A 16,342-nucleotide genomic window follows, 5' to 3' on the forward strand; every position below is an offset into this window, starting at 1 on the left:
TAGAAAGGCGATCCCGTGGATCCGTTCTCCCCCCTCACCGCCGGCGACCTCGACCTCCCCAACCGCATCGTCCTGGCACCGATGACGCGACTGCGCTCCGACGAGCAGGGCGTGCCCGGCGCGATCGTCGCCGAGTACTACGCCCAGCGCGCGAGCATGGGCCTGCTGATCAGCGAGGGCGTCTTCCCCAGCGCCGAGTCCAAGGGCTACGCCGGGCAGCCCGGCATCGAGACCGACGCGCAGGCCGCGGGCTGGCGCGCCGTCGCCGACGCCGTGCACGCCGCGGGCGGGCGCATCGTCATGCAGCTGATGAACGCGGGCCGCGTCTCGCACACCGAGATCACCGGCACCGACCGCATCGTCGCCCCGAGCGCCGTCGCCATCGACGGAGAGGTGCACACCCCCTCCGGCAAGAAGCCCTTCCCGGTGCCGCACGCGCTGACCACCGAGGAGCTGGCGACCGTCCGCGACGAGTTCGTCGCCGCCGCCCGCCGCGCGATCGACGCCGGCTTCGACGGAGTCGAGGTGCACGGCGCCAACGGCTACCTGCTGCACGAGTTCCTCTCGCCCGTCTCCAACGTGCGCACCGACCAGTACGGCGGGACCCCGGCCGAGCGCGCCGCGTTCCCGCTCGAGGTCACCCGCGCGATCGTCGACGAGGTCGGAGCGGGCCGCGTCGGCATCCGCCTCTCGCCGGCCCACAACATCCAGGACGTCGTCGAGACCGACGCCGACGACGTGCGTGCCACCTACGAGGCCGTCGTCGACGGGCTCGCCCCGCTCGGCCTGGCCTACCTCAGCGTCCTGCACGCCGAGCCCGCCGGCGAGCTGGTCCAGGACCTCCGCTCGCGCTTCGACGGCGTCTTCATCGCCAACAGCGGCTTCGGCTCGCCGACCAGCCGCGAGGAGGCGACCGAGCTGATCAGCGAGGGCCACGCCGACGCCGTGGCCGTCGGCCGCCCGGCGATCGCCAACCCCGACCTGGTCGAGCGCTGGCAGGGCGGGCACCCCGAGAACGAGGTCGTCCAGGAGACGGTCTACGGCGGAGGAGCCGAGGGCTACACCGACTACGAGCCCCTCTCGGCGTAGTCGCGACGCACGCTAAAGGCCCGCTCCCTCGAGGGGGAGCGGGCCTTCCGCGTACCGGGGGGATCAGCTCTCGCTGCCCCGGCTCTTCAGCTCGGACTCGATGCGGGCGTCCTGCTCGGGCGAGAGCTCGTGGTCCTCGTCCTCCGGGCCGGCCGTCTCGCCGACGCGGCCCTCGCCGAGGGCGTGGATCGAGGTGATCTCGTCCTCGAGCGCGGCGTCGCGGTCGTGCTCGCTCACGAGCCGGTCTCGATCTCCCCGGCGGAGACGGCCTCGGCGTACTTGCGGAGGTCCGGGCCGGGCTCGAAGTCGATGAAGCGGTCCTTGAGGCGCGCGTTCAGCTCCGCGAACACGTCCTCCCAGGGCTCGCCCTTCTTGCTCGTCGCGAGGTCGAGCACCGCCTCGCGGAGGACCCTGTCCGAGTCCTCGAGGATCTTGTCGCGGGCTTCGTCGTTCCAGCGGATGTCCTGTGCGTCCATGCTCCGACCGTAGGCGCGGGGCCGGGGCGCCCCAAGGACTTGCGGGCGGGGGGCGGGAGGCGTAGGAGCCCCGCCGCTCCGCGCTCAGGAGAGCGCCGGCAGCACCTCGCGCTCGAACAGCTCGATGCCGGACCGGTCGTAGGCGGCGTCCGGGAAGTAGAGGATGCCGTAGTCCATCCCGCGCGACTGCATGCCGGCGAGCCGGTCGACGATCTGCGAGGGAGTGCCGACCGCGAGCGCGTCGGGGCTGCGATACTCGGCGACGAAGGACGCCGCTCCCTCCGCGCCGAGGTACGGGACCACGCGCTCCTCGAGACGCTGCAGCGCCGCCTCGACCTCCGCCTCCGTCTCGCCGATCACGACGTTGTAGTTCGAGCTCCGGGTGATCGCCGAGAAGTCGGTGCCCAGGCGCTCGCAGTGCCCGCGGAGGACCGAGCTCTTGTGGTCGAACGCCTCCGGGGTCCCGGCGAAGTTCGTGTACTGCGCGTACTGGGCCGCGATCCGCAGCGTGACCTTCTCGCCGCCGCCGGCGACCCACAGCGGGATGCCGCCCTCCTGCAGGGGCAGCGGCCGGTTCTGCGCGCCGTCCACCTGGTAGTAGCGGCCGTCGAGGGTCGCGGACCCGGTCGTCCAGGCCTGCTGCAGGATCTGCACGCCCTCGTCGAGCCGGCCCAGCCGCTCGGCGATCGGCGGGAAGCCGTAGCCGTACGCGCGCCACTCGTGCTCGTACCAGCCGCCGCCGATGCCCATCTCGACCCGCCCGCCCGAGACGATGTCGACGGTCGTCGCGACCTTGGCGAGGTAGGCGGGGTTCCGGTAGCCCATGCAGGTGCACATCTGGCCCAGCCGCACGCGCGACGTGGTGGCGCCGAACGCGCTCATCAGCGACCACGCCTCGTGCGTCGCCTCCTCCGTCACCTGCGGGACGGTGTGGAAGTGGTCGTAGACCCAGATCGACTCCCAGGCGCCGTCGTCGGCGTGCCGGGCGAGGTCGCTCATGGTGCGCCACTGGTCGGCGGCCGGGACGCCGACGAGGTCGTGGCGCCAGCCCTGGGGGATGAAGAGTCCGAATCGCATGCCGCCGACCCTAGGGCGGCCCGCCCCCGAGGTCGAGGGGGTCGCGGTGCTCGCGTACGCTTCCGACCGATGCTGACCTTCACAGAGGATCTCGGACTCCCCGTCCTCGCGCTGATGATCCTCGCCGCCTTCGCGGCCGGCTGGATCGACGCGGTCGTGGGCGGCGGCGGACTCCTCCAGCTCCCCGCCCTGCTCCTCGTGCCGGGGATCTCGCCCGTGCAGGCGCTCGCCACGAACAAGCTGGCCTCGATCTTCGGCACGACCACCAGCGCGATCACCTACTACCGGCGCGCGAAGCCCGATCTGCGCACCGCACTGCCGATGGCGGCAGTCGCCCTCGCGGGCAGCTACGGAGGCGCGACGCTCGCCGGCCTCCTCCCGGCCGCGGTGTTCAAGCCGATCATCGTCGTCGCGCTGATCGTGGTCGCCGTCGTGACGATCGCCCGCCCGGCACTGGGCAGCGTCACGGTGCTCAAGCACGCGGGCCGGCGCCACCTCGTCACCGCGGCCGTGCTGGGACTCCTGATCGGCTTCTACGACGGCCTGATCGGACCGGGCACCGGCACCTTCCTGATCATCGCCCTGATCACCGCGCTGGGCTACGACTTCCTGCTCGCCAGCGCCAAGGCGAAGATCGTCAACGTCGCGACCAACCTCGGCGCCCTGCTCTACTTCGTGCCGGGCGGGCACGTGATCTGGCTGCTGGGCCTCCTGATGGGCGCCGCCAACGTGGCGGGCGCGTACCTCGGCTCGCGGATGGCCGTCGCTCGTGGCAGCCGCTTCATCCGGGTCGCGTTCCTCGTCGTGGTCGGCGCCCTCATCCTCAAGGTCGGCTCCGACGTCTGGACCGAGAACCTGGCGCCGCTGCTGCGCTAGCGCGGGCTGCGGGACCGAGCCGCGGAACGAGGACGGGACCCCCGCCGCAGCAAGGGGTCCCGTCCTCGTTCCGATCGCTCGGCGCTCCGCTCCGTCGACCTCAGCCGAAGGGGATCGAGCCGACCAGCACGCCGACGGCGAGCATGACCAGCGAGACGACGACCGCTCGCCACAGCACCTTGCGGTGGTGGTCGCCGAGGTTCACCGCGGCGAGGGAGACGAGCAGGAGGATCGCCGGGACCAGCGGGCTCTGGAGGTGCACCGGCTGCCCGGTGATGGAGGCGCGCGCCATCTCGACCGGCGAGATGCCGTAGTTCGCCGCGCTCTCGGAGAGCACGGGGAGGATGCCGTAGTAGAACGCGTCGTTCGACATGAAGAAGGTCATCGGGATGCTGAGCACGCCGGTGATCACGGCGAGGAACGGGCCGAGCGCCGGCGGGATCACCGCGACGACCCACTCCGCCATGGCGTCGACCATGCCGGTGCCGTTGAGGACGCCGATCAGCACGCCGGCCGCCAGCACCATCGACACGACGCCCACGATGCTCGGCGCGTGCTTGACGATCTCGGCCGCCTGGTCCTTCATCTTCGGGAAGTTGATCAGGAGGGCGACCGCGGAGCCGACCATGAACACGTAGGGCAGCGGCAGGATGTCGGCGACCAGCAGCGTCATCACCGCGAGGGTCAGGACCAGGTTCACCCAGATCAGCTTCGGGCGCAGCGTCTCGCGCTCGGGGTCGAGCATCGTGTCGGCCATCGCGGTGTCGGCGTCGTCGGCCTGCACGCGGGCGGCGACCGCCACCTGGGCTCCGCGCAGGGCCTGGGGACCGCGGAGGAAGGAGAAGCGCTCCCGGGCGACGGTGCGGATGCCCCCGGTCAGGGCCGCGAGGCCGCCGGTGCGGGCGCCGCCCGAGCGGGAGGAGGAGCCGCGGCCGGCGCCGACGAGCTCCTGCTCGAGCATCGGCTCGGCCAGCGCGAGCGAGCCGAGGCGGCGGCGCTCGCCGAGCCCGAGGAACCAGGCGAAGACGAGAGTGACGGCCAGGCCCACCGCGAGCGACGGGAGCATCGGCACGAAGATCTCGCTCGGCGAGACCTGGAGGGCCGCGGCGGCGCGCACCGTCGGTCCACCCCAGGGGACGATGTTGAGCGTGCCGTTGGCCAGGCCCGCGACGCAGGTCAGCACGACCGGGTTCATCCCCAGGCGCAGGTAGATCGGGAGCATCGCGGCGGTGGTGACGATGAAGGTGGTCGAGCCGTCGCCGTCGAGCGAGACCGCACCCGCGAGCAGCGCCGTGCCGAGCACGACCTTCGCCGGGTCGTCGCCGAGCGCGCGGACGATGAAGCGGATCAGCGGGTCGAAGAGCCCGACGTCGATCATGATCCCGAAGTACATGATCGCGAACATCAGCAGCGCGGCCGTGGGCGCGAGGCTGCCGATCGCCTCGAGGACCATGTCGCCGATGCCGAGGCCGGCGCCCGCGAAGAGGCCGAAGATCGTCGGCACGACGATCAGGGCGACCATCGGCGTCAGCCGCTTGGTCATGATCAGGGCCATGAAGGCCAGGATCATGGTGAAACCGAGTACTACCAACACAGCTGACTCCTTCGTCCAGTGCCTCCGCCCGCGCTCGGCGGGAGAGCCGGCCGGGAGATGGTGGAAACCCTAGGCAGCTCCGCGTCCGGCGCCGGGGTATCGCTCATTACGGCGACATCTGCGCATAGTGTGGCTTCTGCGCATTCTGCGCACGACGACGGCGAGGAGGCCCCGATGCGCTTCGCGACCCACGTCCTGGTTCTGCAGCTCGCCACGGTGTCGGCCGCCGTGCTGGTCTGCGCCGGGCTCGTCACCGCGCTCAGCGTCCAGCAGCTGCGCGGCGAGGCGGAGGGGACGGCGCTCGCCATCGCCCGCACCGTCGCCGAGGACCCCGATGTGCGCGACGCGGTCGCCGCGTCCTCCGCGGTGCCCGGCGCGCCCGCCGCCTCGGAGCTGCGCGGCGGACCGCTCGAGGACCTCGCCGCCGCCGTCGAGCAGCGCACCGGCGCGCTCTTCGTCGTGATCACCGACGATCAGGGCATCCGCCTCGCCCACCCCGACGAGGACCGCCTCGGCGAGCGGGTCTCGACCAGCCCCGACGAGGCGCTCGCCGGGCGCGAGAGCGTCTCGTGGGGCACCGGCACGCTCGGCGAGTCGGCACGGGCGAAGGTCCCGGTCTTCGCCGAGGGGGAGCAGCGGGTCGTCGGCGAGGTCAGCATCGGCTTCGCGCGCTCCAGCGTCTTCACCGACCTGCCGACCGCGCTGCTCGGCGTCCTCGCCGCGGCGCTCGCCGGGCTGGTGCTCGCCGCCGTCGCCTCCGTCTTCATCCGCCGCCGCCTGCTGCGCCTGACGCTCGGCCTCGCCCCGGAGGAGCTCACCTCGCTCGTGCAGGACCAGGCCGCCGTGCTCGACGGGGTCGACGAGGGCGTGCTCGCGCTCGACCGCGACGGGCGCGTCGGCGTCTGCAATGCGCGGGCCGCCGCGATCCTCGGCTCCGACGACCCGACCGGCCGGGCGCTGCACGGGCGGCCGCTCGCGGAGCTCGACCTGCCCGTTCCACTGGCCGACGCGATCGGCGCCGCGCTGGACTCCGTCGAACCGCCCCGCCCCGGAGGCGAGGAGGGCTTCGTCGTCCGTTCCCGCATCGTCTACGTCGACATCCGCCGGGTGACCCGCGGCGACCGCGACCTGGGCGTGGTGGTGGTGCTGCGCGACCGCACCGACCTCGCCGCGCTGAGCCGGCGCCTCGACGCGGTCGGCGCGATGACCAACGCGCTCCGGGTGCAGCGGCACGAGTTCGCCAACCGCCTGCACGTGGTCGCGGGCCTGCTGGATGCTGGGCGGACCGCGTCGGCGCGCGACTACCTCGACGAGGTGCTGACCCGCGGCCCGCTCAAGTACCCGGTGCAGCACGCCGACCGGCTGCAGGAGCCGTACCTCCAGGCGCTCGTCGGGGCGAAGGGGATCGAGGCGGCCGAACGCGGTGTGCTGCTGACGCTCGGCGAGGAGACGCTGGTGCGCGGCACCGTCGTCGAGCCGGAGGACGTCGCCACGGTGGTCGGGAACCTGGTCGACAACGCGGTGCGCGCGGCGGTCGAGGGGCGGCGCGACGTGCGCTTCGTCGAGGTCGAGCTGCTCGACGACGGCGACGCGCTCTTCGTGACGGTCGCCGACTCCGGCGACGGAGTGCTCGATCCGGACTCGCTGTTCGACCGGGCCGGCGCGGGCGACCCCGTCGAGGACGACGGACGCGTGCACGGTCGGGGCTTCGGCCTGCCGCTGTGCCGTGAGGTGGCCGCCCGGCGCGGCGGCGAGGTCTGGCTGGCGGACGCCGGCGGAGCGGAGTCGGGGGCCGTGCTGTGCGCGCGCCTCCCCGGAGCGGTGCTGCCGCCGGAGCAGGACGGGGACGGGTCATGAGCGCGGACACGGCGCGGGAGCGCACGGTGCTGGTGGTGGACGACGACTTCCGGGTCGCGCAGCTGCACGCGGACCTGGTCGAGGCGCGGCAGGGGCTGACGGCCCTTCCTCCGGTGCACACGGCGCGCGCGGCGCGGGCGGCCGTCGCCGAGCACGCGCCCGATCTGCTGCTGCTCGACGTGCACCTGCCGGATCAGAGCGGGATCGCGCTGCTCCGCGAGCTCGACACCGACGCGTTCGTCGTGAGCGCCGCCTCCGACGGGGCGACGGTGCGGCGCGCCCTGCACGCGGGAGCGCTCGGGTACCTCATCAAGCCGTTCGAGGCGCGCCTGCTCGGCGAGCGCCTCGACGCGTACGTGCGGTTCCGGAACGTGCTGCGGGAGGACCGCGCGGCCGATCAGGAGGCGGTGGAGCGGGCGCTGCGCATCCTGCACTCGGGCGACGCGACCGCCGCGCAGCCCTCGCGCTCGGCGACCGAGCAGCTCGTCCTGGCGCGCCTGGCCGAGTCGGGCGCCGAGCTGTCGGCCCTCGAGGTGGCCGAGCGCGCCGGCATCTCGCGCGCCACCGCCCAGCGCTACCTCTCGGGCCTCGCGGGCCGCGGCCTCGTCGAGATGACCCTCAGCTACGGCACCACCGGCCGCCCGGAGCACCGCTACCGCGCCCGCTGACCCTCCGCGAGCGGAGTCCGCGCTCGAGCCGGCGGGACGTTCTCGGCGGTCGGGACCCGCTCTCAGGGGACCTGAGCGCCTAGGGGAGCTGACTGCGGAGCACCGGCGTGCGGTGCTCGGTCGAGCCGAACGGGGGATCCGCGTGTCAGCGGATCCTCCTAGGCGGTCGGGACCCGCTCTCGGGAACCCGACCGCCCGTGGGAGCCGACTGCGGTGCGCCGCCCTGCGGCGCACGAGACGGCCCGTCGAACGAGCGATCCGCGTGTCAGCGGATCGTTCTAGGCGGTCGGGACCCGCTCTCGGGAAACCGACCGCCTAGGGGAGCCGACTGCGGTGCGCCGCCTCGCGGCGCACGAGACGACTCAGTGCGTCGCGTCGACGTCCGCGCCCGCGGCCTCGGCCACGCGGCGGCGCTCGGCGGCCTCGGCGGCCATGCGGCGGCCCTTGGGGCTGACGAGGGAGGCGATCACCGTGATCACGAGGACGCCGATGATGACCGAGAGCGACAGTCCGGTGCCGATCTCGAAGACCTCCACGTGCTCGCCGTTGTTGATGAACGGCAGGTTGTTCTCGTGGAGCGCGTGCAGGATCAGCTTCACGCCGATGAAGGCGAGGATCGCGGCGAGGCCGATGCTGAGGTAGACGAGGCGGTCGAGCAGGCCGTCGATGAGGAAGTACAGCTGGCGCAGGCCCAGCAGCGAGAACGCGGTCGCCGTGAAGACGAGGTACACGTCGCTGGTGAGGCCGAAGATCGCCGGCACGCTGTCGAGGGCGAACAGGATGTCCGTTCCGCCGATCGCCGCCATGACGAGGATCATCGGCGTGAGGACCTTCTTGCCGTCGATGTGCGTGTAGAACTTGTCGCCGTCGTACTGGTCGCTCGTCTTGAAGATCCGCTTGGCCAGGCGCACCATCACGTTGTCGCTGGAGTGGTCGTCGCCCGGCTTGACCAGGTTGAACGCGGTCAGCAGCAGGATCAGGCCGAAGATGTAGAAGACCCAGGCGAACGAGTTGATCAGTGCGGCGCCGAGGAAGATGAAGCCGGTGCGGGCGATCAGCGCGAAGACGATGCCGAAGAGGAGCACCTTCTGCTGGTCGGCGCGGGGCACCTTGAAGCTCGCCATGATGATGAGGAAGACGAACAGGTTGTCGACCGAGAGGGCCTTCTCGGTGATGTACCCCGCGAAGTACTCCGATCCGGGCGTCGCTCCGCCGAAGACGAGGACGCCGAGCCCGAAGAGCACGGCGATGCCGACGTAGAGCGCCGACCAGATCGACGACTCCTTCAGCGTGGGCTCGTGGGCCTTCCGGACGTGGAAGAAGAAGTCGAAGAGCAGGAGCAGGACGATGAAGGCGATCGTCAGGGTCCAGATCAGGGGCGATACGGTCATGAAGGGGCTGGCCTCGCTCGTGAAGGGGGGTCGGGGGACGGTCGCGGGGGTCGCTCGTCAAGGGAAAAGGTAGCGAGGCACCGTGGCGAGCAGGGCGCCCGCCGATGGATCGTGAGTATCTTCTCAGTTCTCAGCGCGTCCCTCGCGCCCAGCGGCCGGAGCGCCACACTGGTCACCATGACCGGCGCCGCTGTCGACAGGACCTTCCAGGACGCCTCCGGCGTCGTCATCCACTACCGCTGGTGGCCGCACCCCTCGCCCCGCGCGATCGTGCAGCTGGCCCACGGGGTCGGCGAGCACTCGGGGCGCTACGTCGAGCTGGCGGAGGCGCTGGTCGCCGCCGGGTACGCGGTCGCGGCGGACGACCACCGCGGGCACGGCCGGACCGGCCTCGAGCAGCACGGCGGCGACTCCTCCCGGCTCGGACTGCTGGGGCCGGGCGGCCTGCGCGCGACCGAGGCGGCGATCCTCCGGCTGACGGAGCTGCTCGCGGAGGAGAGCCCGGGAGTGCCGATCGTGCTGCTCGGCCACTCCTGGGGGTCGCTCATGGCGCAGCGGATCGTCGACCACCACTCCGGCGCCTATGCCGCGCTCGTGCTGAGCGGCACGGCCTACCGCCTCCCGGGGCACATGAACGCGGGCGACCTGGCGAAGCGGCACCGCGTCGCCGGCGGCCTCGGCCTCGAGTGGCTCTCCCGCGACCCGGAGGTCTGGCAGCGGTTCCACGACGACCCCCTCACCTTCACCACGCCGCTCGCGAAGCGGATCGGGCTGGTCGAGACCCTGCGGCTGGTCGGCCGCCCGAAGCGCGGGCCCGAGCATCCACTGCCCCTGCTGCTGGTCGTGGGCGCCGACGACACCCTCGGCGGCGAGCGGTCGGTGCGCGCGCTCGCCCAGGCCTACCGGCGGCGGGCCGGGTACACGGACGTCTCGGTGCGGGTGTACCCGGAGGCGCGGCACGAGCTGTTCCAGGAGCTCAACCGGGCCGAGGTCACGGCCGATCTCGTGGAGTGGCTGGGCGAGCGCTTCCCCACCCCGGCTCGCGCCTAGGCTGGCGTCATGCATGGCGAGTACAAGGTCCCCGGCGGAAAGCTCGTGGTCGTCGACCTCGACGTGGTCGACGGGAGGTTCGCCGGGTTCCGCCTGGCGGGCGACTTCTTCCTCGAGCCCGACACGGCCCTCGACGACATCGACCGCGCGGTCGTGGGCCTCCCGGCCGAGACGGACGCGAAGTCCATCGCCGCCGCCATCCGGCAGGCGCTCCCGGCCGACGCGGTCCTGCTCGGCTTCACGCCCGAGGCCGTCGCGGTCGCCATCCGCCGCTCGCTGCAGAAGGCGACCAGCTGGCGCGACTACGACTGGCGCATCGTGCACGACCGGGCCGTCCCTCCCGCGACCCACCTGGCGCTCGACGAGGTGCTGACCGCCGCGGTCGGCGAGGGCCGCCGGGAGCCGACGCTGCGGATCTGGGAGTGGGACCAGCCCGCCGTCGTCATCGGCAGCTTCCAGTCGCTCCGCAACGAGGTCGACCTCGACAACGCGGCGAAGTACGGCGTCGACGTGGTCCGCCGCATCTCGGGCGGCGGCGCGATGTTCATGGAGGCGGGCAGCGTCGTCACGTACTCGCTCTACGTCCCCGGCGACCTCGTCCAGGGGCTGACCTTCGCCGACTCCTACGCCTTCCTCGACGAGTGGGCCGTCAGCGCGCTGCAGTCGCTCGGGATCGACGCGGTCTACCAGCCGCTCAACGACATCACCTCGCCCTCGGGCAAGATCGGCGGCGCCGCGCAGAAGCGCCTGGGCTCCGGCGCCGTCCTCCACCACGTGACCATGAGCTACGACATCGACGCCGAGAAGATGGTGCAGGTGCTGCGGATCGGCCGCGAGAAGCTCTCGGACAAGGGCATCGCCTCCGCCGTGAAGCGCGTCGACCCGCTGCGCAGCCAGACCGGGCTCAGCCGAGCCGAGATCATCGAGCGGATGAAGGCGACCTTCGTGCAGCTGCACGGCGGCGAGGCGGGGACGCTGACCGAGGAGGAGTACGCGGCGGCGGAGGAGCTGGTGCGGACGAAGTACTCGACTCCGGAGTGGCTGCGGCGCGTCCCCTGACCGGCGGGTCCGGGGCGGCGGTCGCCGGCGCGTGGACCCGGAGCGGAACGCGGCGGACCGGTCCGGCGGGCGCCCCTCAGCTCGCGAGGAGCTCCTGGTAGTCCGGGTGCTCGGCGATGAACTCGGCGACGAACGGGCAGGCCGGGACGATGCGCCCGCCGAAGCGCTCGTGCGCGTCGTCGAGGGCCGCCTCGACGAGGGTCTCGCCGAGGCCATCGTGGCGGTGCTCGGGCGCGATCTCGGTGTGGAGGAAGACCACGTCGCGGCCGCGGACGGCGTAGTCCGCGACTCCGACGGTCTCGCCGTCGAGCCAGAGCGTGTAGCGGGACGAGTCCTCGTCGTGGCGCACCTCGGAGATCATCGCGCCACTCTACGCCGGAGCCTCCCCGGCACCCGTCGAGCCCGGGCGCGAGGCGCGGAGCGTGTCGCCGGGCTCGCGCGCACTGGCACAATTGCCGGGTGCCCAGGACGATCCAGATCGCTGACGGCGTCCCGGAGTCGCGGAGCGCGGTGTTCCACGCCGACAACCTCGAGGTCCTGCCGCAGCTGGCCGACGGGGCCTTCACCGTCGTCTACCTCGACCCGCCGTTCAACACGGGCCGGGCGCAGGTGCGCACCTCGACCACCTCGGTGCGCTCCACCACCGGCACGATCGCCGGCTTCAAGGGGCGCAGCTACGAGCGGATCCGCGGCGACCTGCTCCGCTACGACGACCGCTTCGACGACTACTGGTCGTTCCTCGAGCCGCGTCTGGCCGAGGCGTGGCGGCTCCTCGCCGACGACGGCACCCTCTACCTCCACCTCGACTACCGCGAGGCGCACTACGCGAAGGTGCTGCTCGACGCGCTCTTCGGCCGCGAGTGCTTCCTCAACGAGATCATCTGGGCCTACGACTACGGAGCGAAGGCCACGCGCCGCTGGCCGACCAAGCACGACACGATCCTCGTCTACGTGAAGGACCCGCGCGGCTACCATTTCGACTCCGCCGCTGTGGACCGCGAGCCGTACATGGCCCCGGGCCTGGTGACCCCCGAGAAGGCCGAGCGCGGCAAGCGGCCGACCGACGTGTGGTGGCACACGATCGTCTCGCCGACAGGCCGCGAGAAGACCGGGTACCCGACGCAGAAGCCGGAGGGGATCCTCCGCCGCATCGTGCAGGCGTCCAGCCGCGAGGGCGACGCCGTCCTCGACTTCTTCGCCGGTTCCGGCACGACCGGCGCCGTCGCGCACGCTCTCGGCCGCCGCTTCGTCCTCGTCGACGAGCACGCCGACGCGGTCGCCGTCATGCGCCGCCGCTTCGCCGCCCTCGACCCGGCGCCGCTCTTCCTCTGACGCGGGCCCTCTCGACTCCTCAGACGTCGCCGTCCTCGCTCGCCACCCCCGCGACTCCTGCGCACCGGCCGGCTCCCACTGTCCAGAAGGTGTCGCACTCGACATCGATCGCTCCGACTGTCCAGGAGTTGTCGCACTCGACGCCGACTGCGACAACTCCTGGACAGTCGTGGTGGGAGGCGCGCCTCCCCAGGTGCGGGATCAGGGGTTCGTCCACAGAATGCGGATCGCGGGAGTCGGACGAGGATCACGGACCGCCAGAATCGCGGCATGTCCAGCACCGACCTCGGAGCCTTCACCCGGCGAGCGGCACTCCGCGCCGGGATGACGGACGCCCGGCTGCGCACTCCCGCCCTGGCCAGCCCCTTCCACGGAGTGCGCACCCGGGTGGCGCCCGTCACGCACCTGGAACGAGCCGCCGCCTATCTGCCGCGGCTGCGGCCCTGGCAGCTCTTCTCCCACCTGACCGCGGCCGAAGCCTGGGGAGTGCCGCTCCCGGCGCGACCCGGCGAGGACGATCCGATCCACGTGGCGGCGACGACGCCGCACCGGCCCCCCAGGACCCGGGGTGTGATCGGCCACACCCTCACGGAGACGGACAGGGTCGAGCGGCACGGCCTGCCGGTGACAGGAGCGGTGTCGACGTGGATCGCGCTCGCGCCACTGCTGTCCGCCCGCGATCTCCTCGCGGCGACGGACCACCTCCTGTTCGAGCCGCGCTACCCGCGCCGGGACGATCCGCGTCCCCATGTCCGGCTTCACGAGCTGCAGGACCGCCTGGCCTCCCATCGGGGCCGGGGCCGACGCGGCCTGGCTGAGGCTCTGCGGCTGGCATCGACCGGAGCCGCCTCGCGGAGGGAGACCTGGCTCCGCGCTCTCGTCGAGGAGGCGGGACTGCCCGCGCCCGACGTGAACGCCGAGATCAGGATCGGCGGCCGACTGCTCGCGGTCGGCGATCTGGTCTTCGAACGGTGGAAGGTGGTGGCGGAGTACGACGGCGGCCAGCACCGGACGGACGACGCGCAGTTCTCACGCGATCGTGAACGGCTCCTGGCCCTGCACCTCGCGGGCTGGATCGTCGTGGTCGTCCGCGCGGAGGGTCTGACCCGGGGCAGGGCGCGCACGATCGCCGAGCTCCGTGCCGCTCTCGTGGCCCACGGCTGGCGACCGTGATGCACCCCGTCGACGGATCGACCCGCTCGTCCATCCCCGCCCCGCCGCCCGCGTCCGCCTCACCGTCCGGATCCCTTCGCCCGTCCGCATCCGATCGAGCACGTGGAGTTCTCCGACTGTCCAGGAGTCGTCACACTCGGCGTCGACTGCGACGACTCCTGGACAGTCGCGGGCCGGGGTCAGCTGCTGGCGCGGATGACCAGCGACGTCGGCATCAGCGTGCGGTGCTCCACGGGGAGCCCCTCGATGCGGGCGGTCAGCAGCTCCACCATGCGGGCGCCGAGCTCGTCGGGGAGCTGGCGCACCGTGGTCAGCGCGGGGACGGCGTTCCGCGCGAAGAGATCGTCGTCGAAGCCCACGACGGACACGTCCTCGGGGATCCGGCGGCCGGCCTCGCGGAGGGCGGCGTAGGCGCCGACCGCCATCTGGTCGTTCGCGGCGAAGACGCCGTCCAGGTCGGGGTCGCGGGCGAGGAGGCGGCGCATCGCCTCGGTCCCGCTGGCCGGCGAGAAGTCTCCCCACTCGACGAGGTCGTCGGCGAGGCCGGCGTCGGTGAGTGCGCCGCGCCAGCCGATCAGGCGGTCGACGCCCGGCGGCATGTCGGCGGGGCCCGCGATGGTGGCGATCCGGCGCCGGCCGCGCTCGATCAGGTGCGCGGTGGCGACGGCCGCCCCTTCCGTGTTGTCCACGTCGACGAAGTAGGAGCCGCGCTCGTCCGGCGAGAGCGGCCGGCCGCCGAAGACGATCGGCAGCGTGCCCGAGAGCGCCGCGTAGGAGTGGTCGCCCGAGTGGTGCGAGACCACGAGCGCACCGTCGACGTTGCCGCCGAGCAGGTACCGCCGCGTCTTCTCGCCGTCCGTCTCGGACGCGATCAGCATCGAGAGCGTGTAGTCCGTGTCGGCCAGGCGCATCGCGGCGCCCTGCACGATCGAGGCGAAGAACGGGTCCGCGAAGACGCGCGCGGTCGACTCCGGCACGATCAGCGCGATCGACTGCGTGCGCCGCGAGGCGAGCATCCGCGCCGCGTGATTGGGCACGTAGTCGAGCTCGCCGATCGCCTTCTCGACGGCGGCCACGATCTCGGCCGCCACCTGCGGGGCGCCGTTGACCACCCGCGAGACCGTCGCGCGCGAGACTCCGGCCCGCGCCGCGACCATCTCGAGGGTGGGGGAGCGGCCCCCGCCGCGGACGCCCGTCGGCTCGCTCACGGGTCAGTCCAGGATCGCCGCGGCGCTGCCGCCGAGCAGTCGGGAGTAGACCAGGCCCGAGTCCTTCACGATCCGCTCCTGCGTGTCGTAGTCGACGCGCACGATGCCGAAGCGCTTCTCGTAGCCCCAGGCCCACTCGTAGTTGTCGAGGAGGGACCAGACGAAGTAGCCGCGGACGTCGGCGCCCTGGTCGATCGCGTCGGCGACCTTCTCGACGTGGTCGAGCACGTACTGCGTGCGGTCCGCGTCGTGCACGCGGCCGTCCTCGACGACGTCGTCGTAGGCGGCGCCGTTCTCGGTCACGTAGAGCGGAGGGAGGTTCTCGTACTCCAGGCCCAGGCGGGTCAGCAGGTAGCGCAGCCCGTCGGGGTTCACCTCCCAGTCCATCGCGGTGCGCGGCAGCCCTCGCGACGGGAAGGTGATGAACTCGGAGCCGACCCAGGGGGAGCCGACCTCGCGGTCGGTCGCCTGGGCGAAGTCGTCGGCTCCGGCCGGCAGCGGATGCGCCGAGACGTTGTCGTCGTGGTAGTGGTTCACGCCGAGGAAGTCGAGCGGGAGCGAGATGAGATCGAGGTCGCCGTCGACGATCAGCTCGTCGAGCCCGAGCCCTTCGACGTCCTCGAGCAGGTCCTCGGGGTACTCGCCGCGCAGCAGCGGGTCGAGGAAGATCCGGTTCTGGAGCGCGTCGAAGCGGCGTGCGGCGTCGAGGTCGGCCTCGTCCTCGGGGTCGTCGGGGACGGCGTTCGAGAGGTTGAGCGTGATGCCCAGGTTCTGCGCTCCGAGCTGCCGGAGCGTCGAGACGGCCAGCCCGTGGGCGAGGTGCGTGTGGTGCACGGCGGCGAGGGCCTTCTGCTGCGAGATCACGCCGGGGGCGTGCACGCCCGCCCCGTAGGAGAGCAGGGTCGAGCAGAACGGCTCGTTGAACGTCGTCCAGTGCTGCACCCGGTCGCCGAGGCTCTCGTAGACGGCCTCGGCGTAGTCCCGGAATCGCTCGGCGGTGTCGCGGTTCGCCCAGCCGCCGGTCTCCTCGACGGCCTGCGGGAGGTCCCAGTGGTAGAGGGTGAGCCACGGCAGCACGCCGGCGCCGAGCAGCTCGTCGACCAGGCGGGAGTAGAAGTCGAGGCCCTCGGGGTTCACGGCGCGGTCGCCCGGCTTCACGCGCGCCCAGCTGACCGAGAAGCGGTAGGAGCCGAGCCCCAGCTCCTTCATCAGCCGCACGTCCGCGGGCATCCGGTGGTAGTGGTCCACCGCGACCTCGGGGGTGTCGCCCTTCGCGACCGCTCCGGGGACGCGGGAGAAGGCGTCCCAGATGCTGTCCTCCTTGCCGCCCTCGTGGCCGGCGCCCTCGATCTGGGCGGCGGCGGTCGCGGATCCCCAGAGGAAGCCGGCGGGCCAGTCGCGGACGGCGAGCCGGTCGGCGCGGGCGACCTGCTCCGAGAGGCTCGGGGTCGCGGTGGACCACTACCACCGGATGCCCGCGGACGTGCGGCTG

General features: G+C 72.4%; 16 protein-coding genes and 1 pseudogene. 9 read left to right on the forward strand and 8 right to left on the reverse strand.

Translation table 11 applies throughout. From position 1 onward, the window contains the following. Window positions 1–15: 15 nt before the first annotated feature. Window positions 16–1,089 carry an alkene reductase gene (locus C5C99_RS13875; RefSeq protein ID WP_104238614.1) on the forward strand — a complete coding sequence of 358 codons (1,074 nt, stop codon included), beginning with the start codon at window positions 16–18 and terminating at the stop codon, window positions 1,087–1,089. Window positions 1,090–1,152: 63 nt separating this feature from the next. Here C5C99_RS13875 and C5C99_RS17215 read toward each other — a convergent pair whose 3' ends face one another. The 3 genes from C5C99_RS17215 to C5C99_RS13885 form a co-directional block, all read right to left on the reverse strand. Further along, the gene (locus C5C99_RS17215; protein ID WP_160035225.1) at window positions 1,153–1,326 is read right to left on the reverse strand and encodes a hypothetical protein; all 174 of its coding nucleotides are present in this window, start codon (window positions 1,324–1,326) and stop codon (window positions 1,153–1,155) included. After that, window positions 1,323–1,565 carry a hypothetical protein gene (locus tag C5C99_RS13880; RefSeq protein WP_068251275.1) on the reverse strand — a complete coding sequence of 81 codons (243 nt, stop codon included), beginning with the start codon at window positions 1,563–1,565 and terminating at the stop codon, window positions 1,323–1,325. Before C5C99_RS13880 ends, C5C99_RS17215 begins: the two co-directional genes overlap by 4 nt. Window positions 1,566–1,649: 84 nt before the next feature. Then, entirely contained in the window at window positions 1,650–2,642 is a 993-nt protein-coding gene (locus C5C99_RS13885) for an LLM class F420-dependent oxidoreductase (RefSeq protein WP_104223861.1), read from the reverse strand. 69 nt (window positions 2,643–2,711) lie between these two features. On the opposite strand from C5C99_RS13885, the gene C5C99_RS13890 reads away from it, so the two are divergent. Beyond that, on the forward strand, window positions 2,712–3,518 hold the full coding sequence (locus tag C5C99_RS13890) for a TSUP family transporter (RefSeq protein WP_104223862.1): 807 nt from the start codon (window positions 2,712–2,714) through the stop codon (window positions 3,516–3,518). 100 nt (window positions 3,519–3,618) lie between these two features. Here C5C99_RS13890 and C5C99_RS13895 read toward each other — a convergent pair whose 3' ends face one another. Continuing rightward, entirely contained in the window at window positions 3,619–5,088 is a 1,470-nt protein-coding gene (locus C5C99_RS13895; protein ID WP_104233156.1) for a CitMHS family transporter, read from the reverse strand. 198 nt (window positions 5,089–5,286) lie between these two features. Between C5C99_RS13895 and C5C99_RS13900 the strand changes: the two genes are divergently transcribed. Then, entirely contained in the window at window positions 5,287–6,969 is a 1,683-nt protein-coding gene (locus C5C99_RS13900; protein ID WP_104340247.1) for a sensor histidine kinase, read from the forward strand. Continuing rightward, window positions 6,966–7,637: a response regulator gene (locus C5C99_RS13905; protein ID WP_104223865.1), complete on the forward strand. Its 672-nt coding sequence runs from the start codon at window positions 6,966–6,968 to the stop codon at window positions 7,635–7,637. Before C5C99_RS13900 ends, C5C99_RS13905 begins: the two co-directional genes overlap by 4 nt. A 362-nt stretch (window positions 7,638–7,999) precedes the next feature. On the opposite strand, the gene C5C99_RS13910 is transcribed toward C5C99_RS13905, so the two are convergent. Next, a complete protein-coding gene (locus C5C99_RS13910; protein ID WP_104340248.1) occupies window positions 8,000–9,028 on the reverse strand; it encodes a TerC family protein in 1,029 nt (342 codons plus the stop codon). A gap of 177 nt (window positions 9,029–9,205) precedes the next feature. On the opposite strand from C5C99_RS13910, the gene C5C99_RS13915 reads away from it, so the two are divergent. Together C5C99_RS13915 and C5C99_RS13920 are read left to right on the forward strand one after the other, a co-directional pair. Beyond that, window positions 9,206–10,078: an alpha/beta fold hydrolase gene (locus C5C99_RS13915; protein ID WP_104309857.1), complete on the forward strand. Its 873-nt coding sequence runs from the start codon at window positions 9,206–9,208 to the stop codon at window positions 10,076–10,078. A gap of 9 nt (window positions 10,079–10,087) precedes the next feature. Beyond that, on the forward strand, window positions 10,088–11,137 hold the full coding sequence (locus C5C99_RS13920; protein WP_104225162.1) for a biotin/lipoate A/B protein ligase family protein: 1,050 nt from the start codon (window positions 10,088–10,090) through the stop codon (window positions 11,135–11,137). Between the two features lie 76 nt (window positions 11,138–11,213). On the opposite strand, the gene C5C99_RS13925 is transcribed toward C5C99_RS13920, so the two are convergent. Continuing rightward, entirely contained in the window at window positions 11,214–11,498 is a 285-nt protein-coding gene (locus tag C5C99_RS13925) for a GNAT family N-acetyltransferase (protein ID WP_104309856.1), read from the reverse strand. A 98-nt stretch (window positions 11,499–11,596) separates the two neighbouring features. Here C5C99_RS13925 and C5C99_RS13930 point away from each other — a divergent pair, with 98 nt between their 5' ends. Both C5C99_RS13930 and C5C99_RS13935 read left to right on the forward strand, forming a co-directional pair. Further along, entirely contained in the window at window positions 11,597–12,469 is an 873-nt protein-coding gene (locus C5C99_RS13930; protein ID WP_104225160.1) for a site-specific DNA-methyltransferase, read from the forward strand. 270 nt (window positions 12,470–12,739) lie between these two features. Continuing rightward, on the forward strand, window positions 12,740–13,642 hold the full coding sequence (locus C5C99_RS13935; protein ID WP_104261775.1) for a hypothetical protein: 903 nt from the start codon (window positions 12,740–12,742) through the stop codon (window positions 13,640–13,642). Window positions 13,643–13,821: 179 nt separating this feature from the next. On the opposite strand, the gene C5C99_RS13940 is transcribed toward C5C99_RS13935, so the two are convergent. Next, on the reverse strand, window positions 13,822–14,799 hold the full coding sequence (locus tag C5C99_RS13940) for a LacI family DNA-binding transcriptional regulator (RefSeq protein ID WP_104233173.1): 978 nt from the start codon (window positions 14,797–14,799) through the stop codon (window positions 13,822–13,824). Window positions 14,800–14,853: 54 nt separating this feature from the next. After that, the gene (locus tag C5C99_RS13945; RefSeq protein ID WP_104340249.1) at window positions 14,854–16,200 is read right to left on the reverse strand and encodes a GH1 family beta-glucosidase; all 1,347 of its coding nucleotides are present in this window, start codon (window positions 16,198–16,200) and stop codon (window positions 14,854–14,856) included. On the opposite strand from C5C99_RS13945, the pseudogene C5C99_RS17360 reads away from it, so the two are divergent. After that, window positions 16,160–16,342 (forward strand): annotated as a pseudogene (locus C5C99_RS17360) (hypothetical protein); the annotation flags it as partial. The gene C5C99_RS13945 and the pseudogene C5C99_RS17360 overlap by 41 nt on opposite strands.

The organism is Rathayibacter sp. AY1C4, from assembly GCF_002932195.1.
Taxonomy (GTDB): domain Bacteria; phylum Actinomycetota; class Actinomycetes; order Actinomycetales; family Microbacteriaceae; genus Rathayibacter.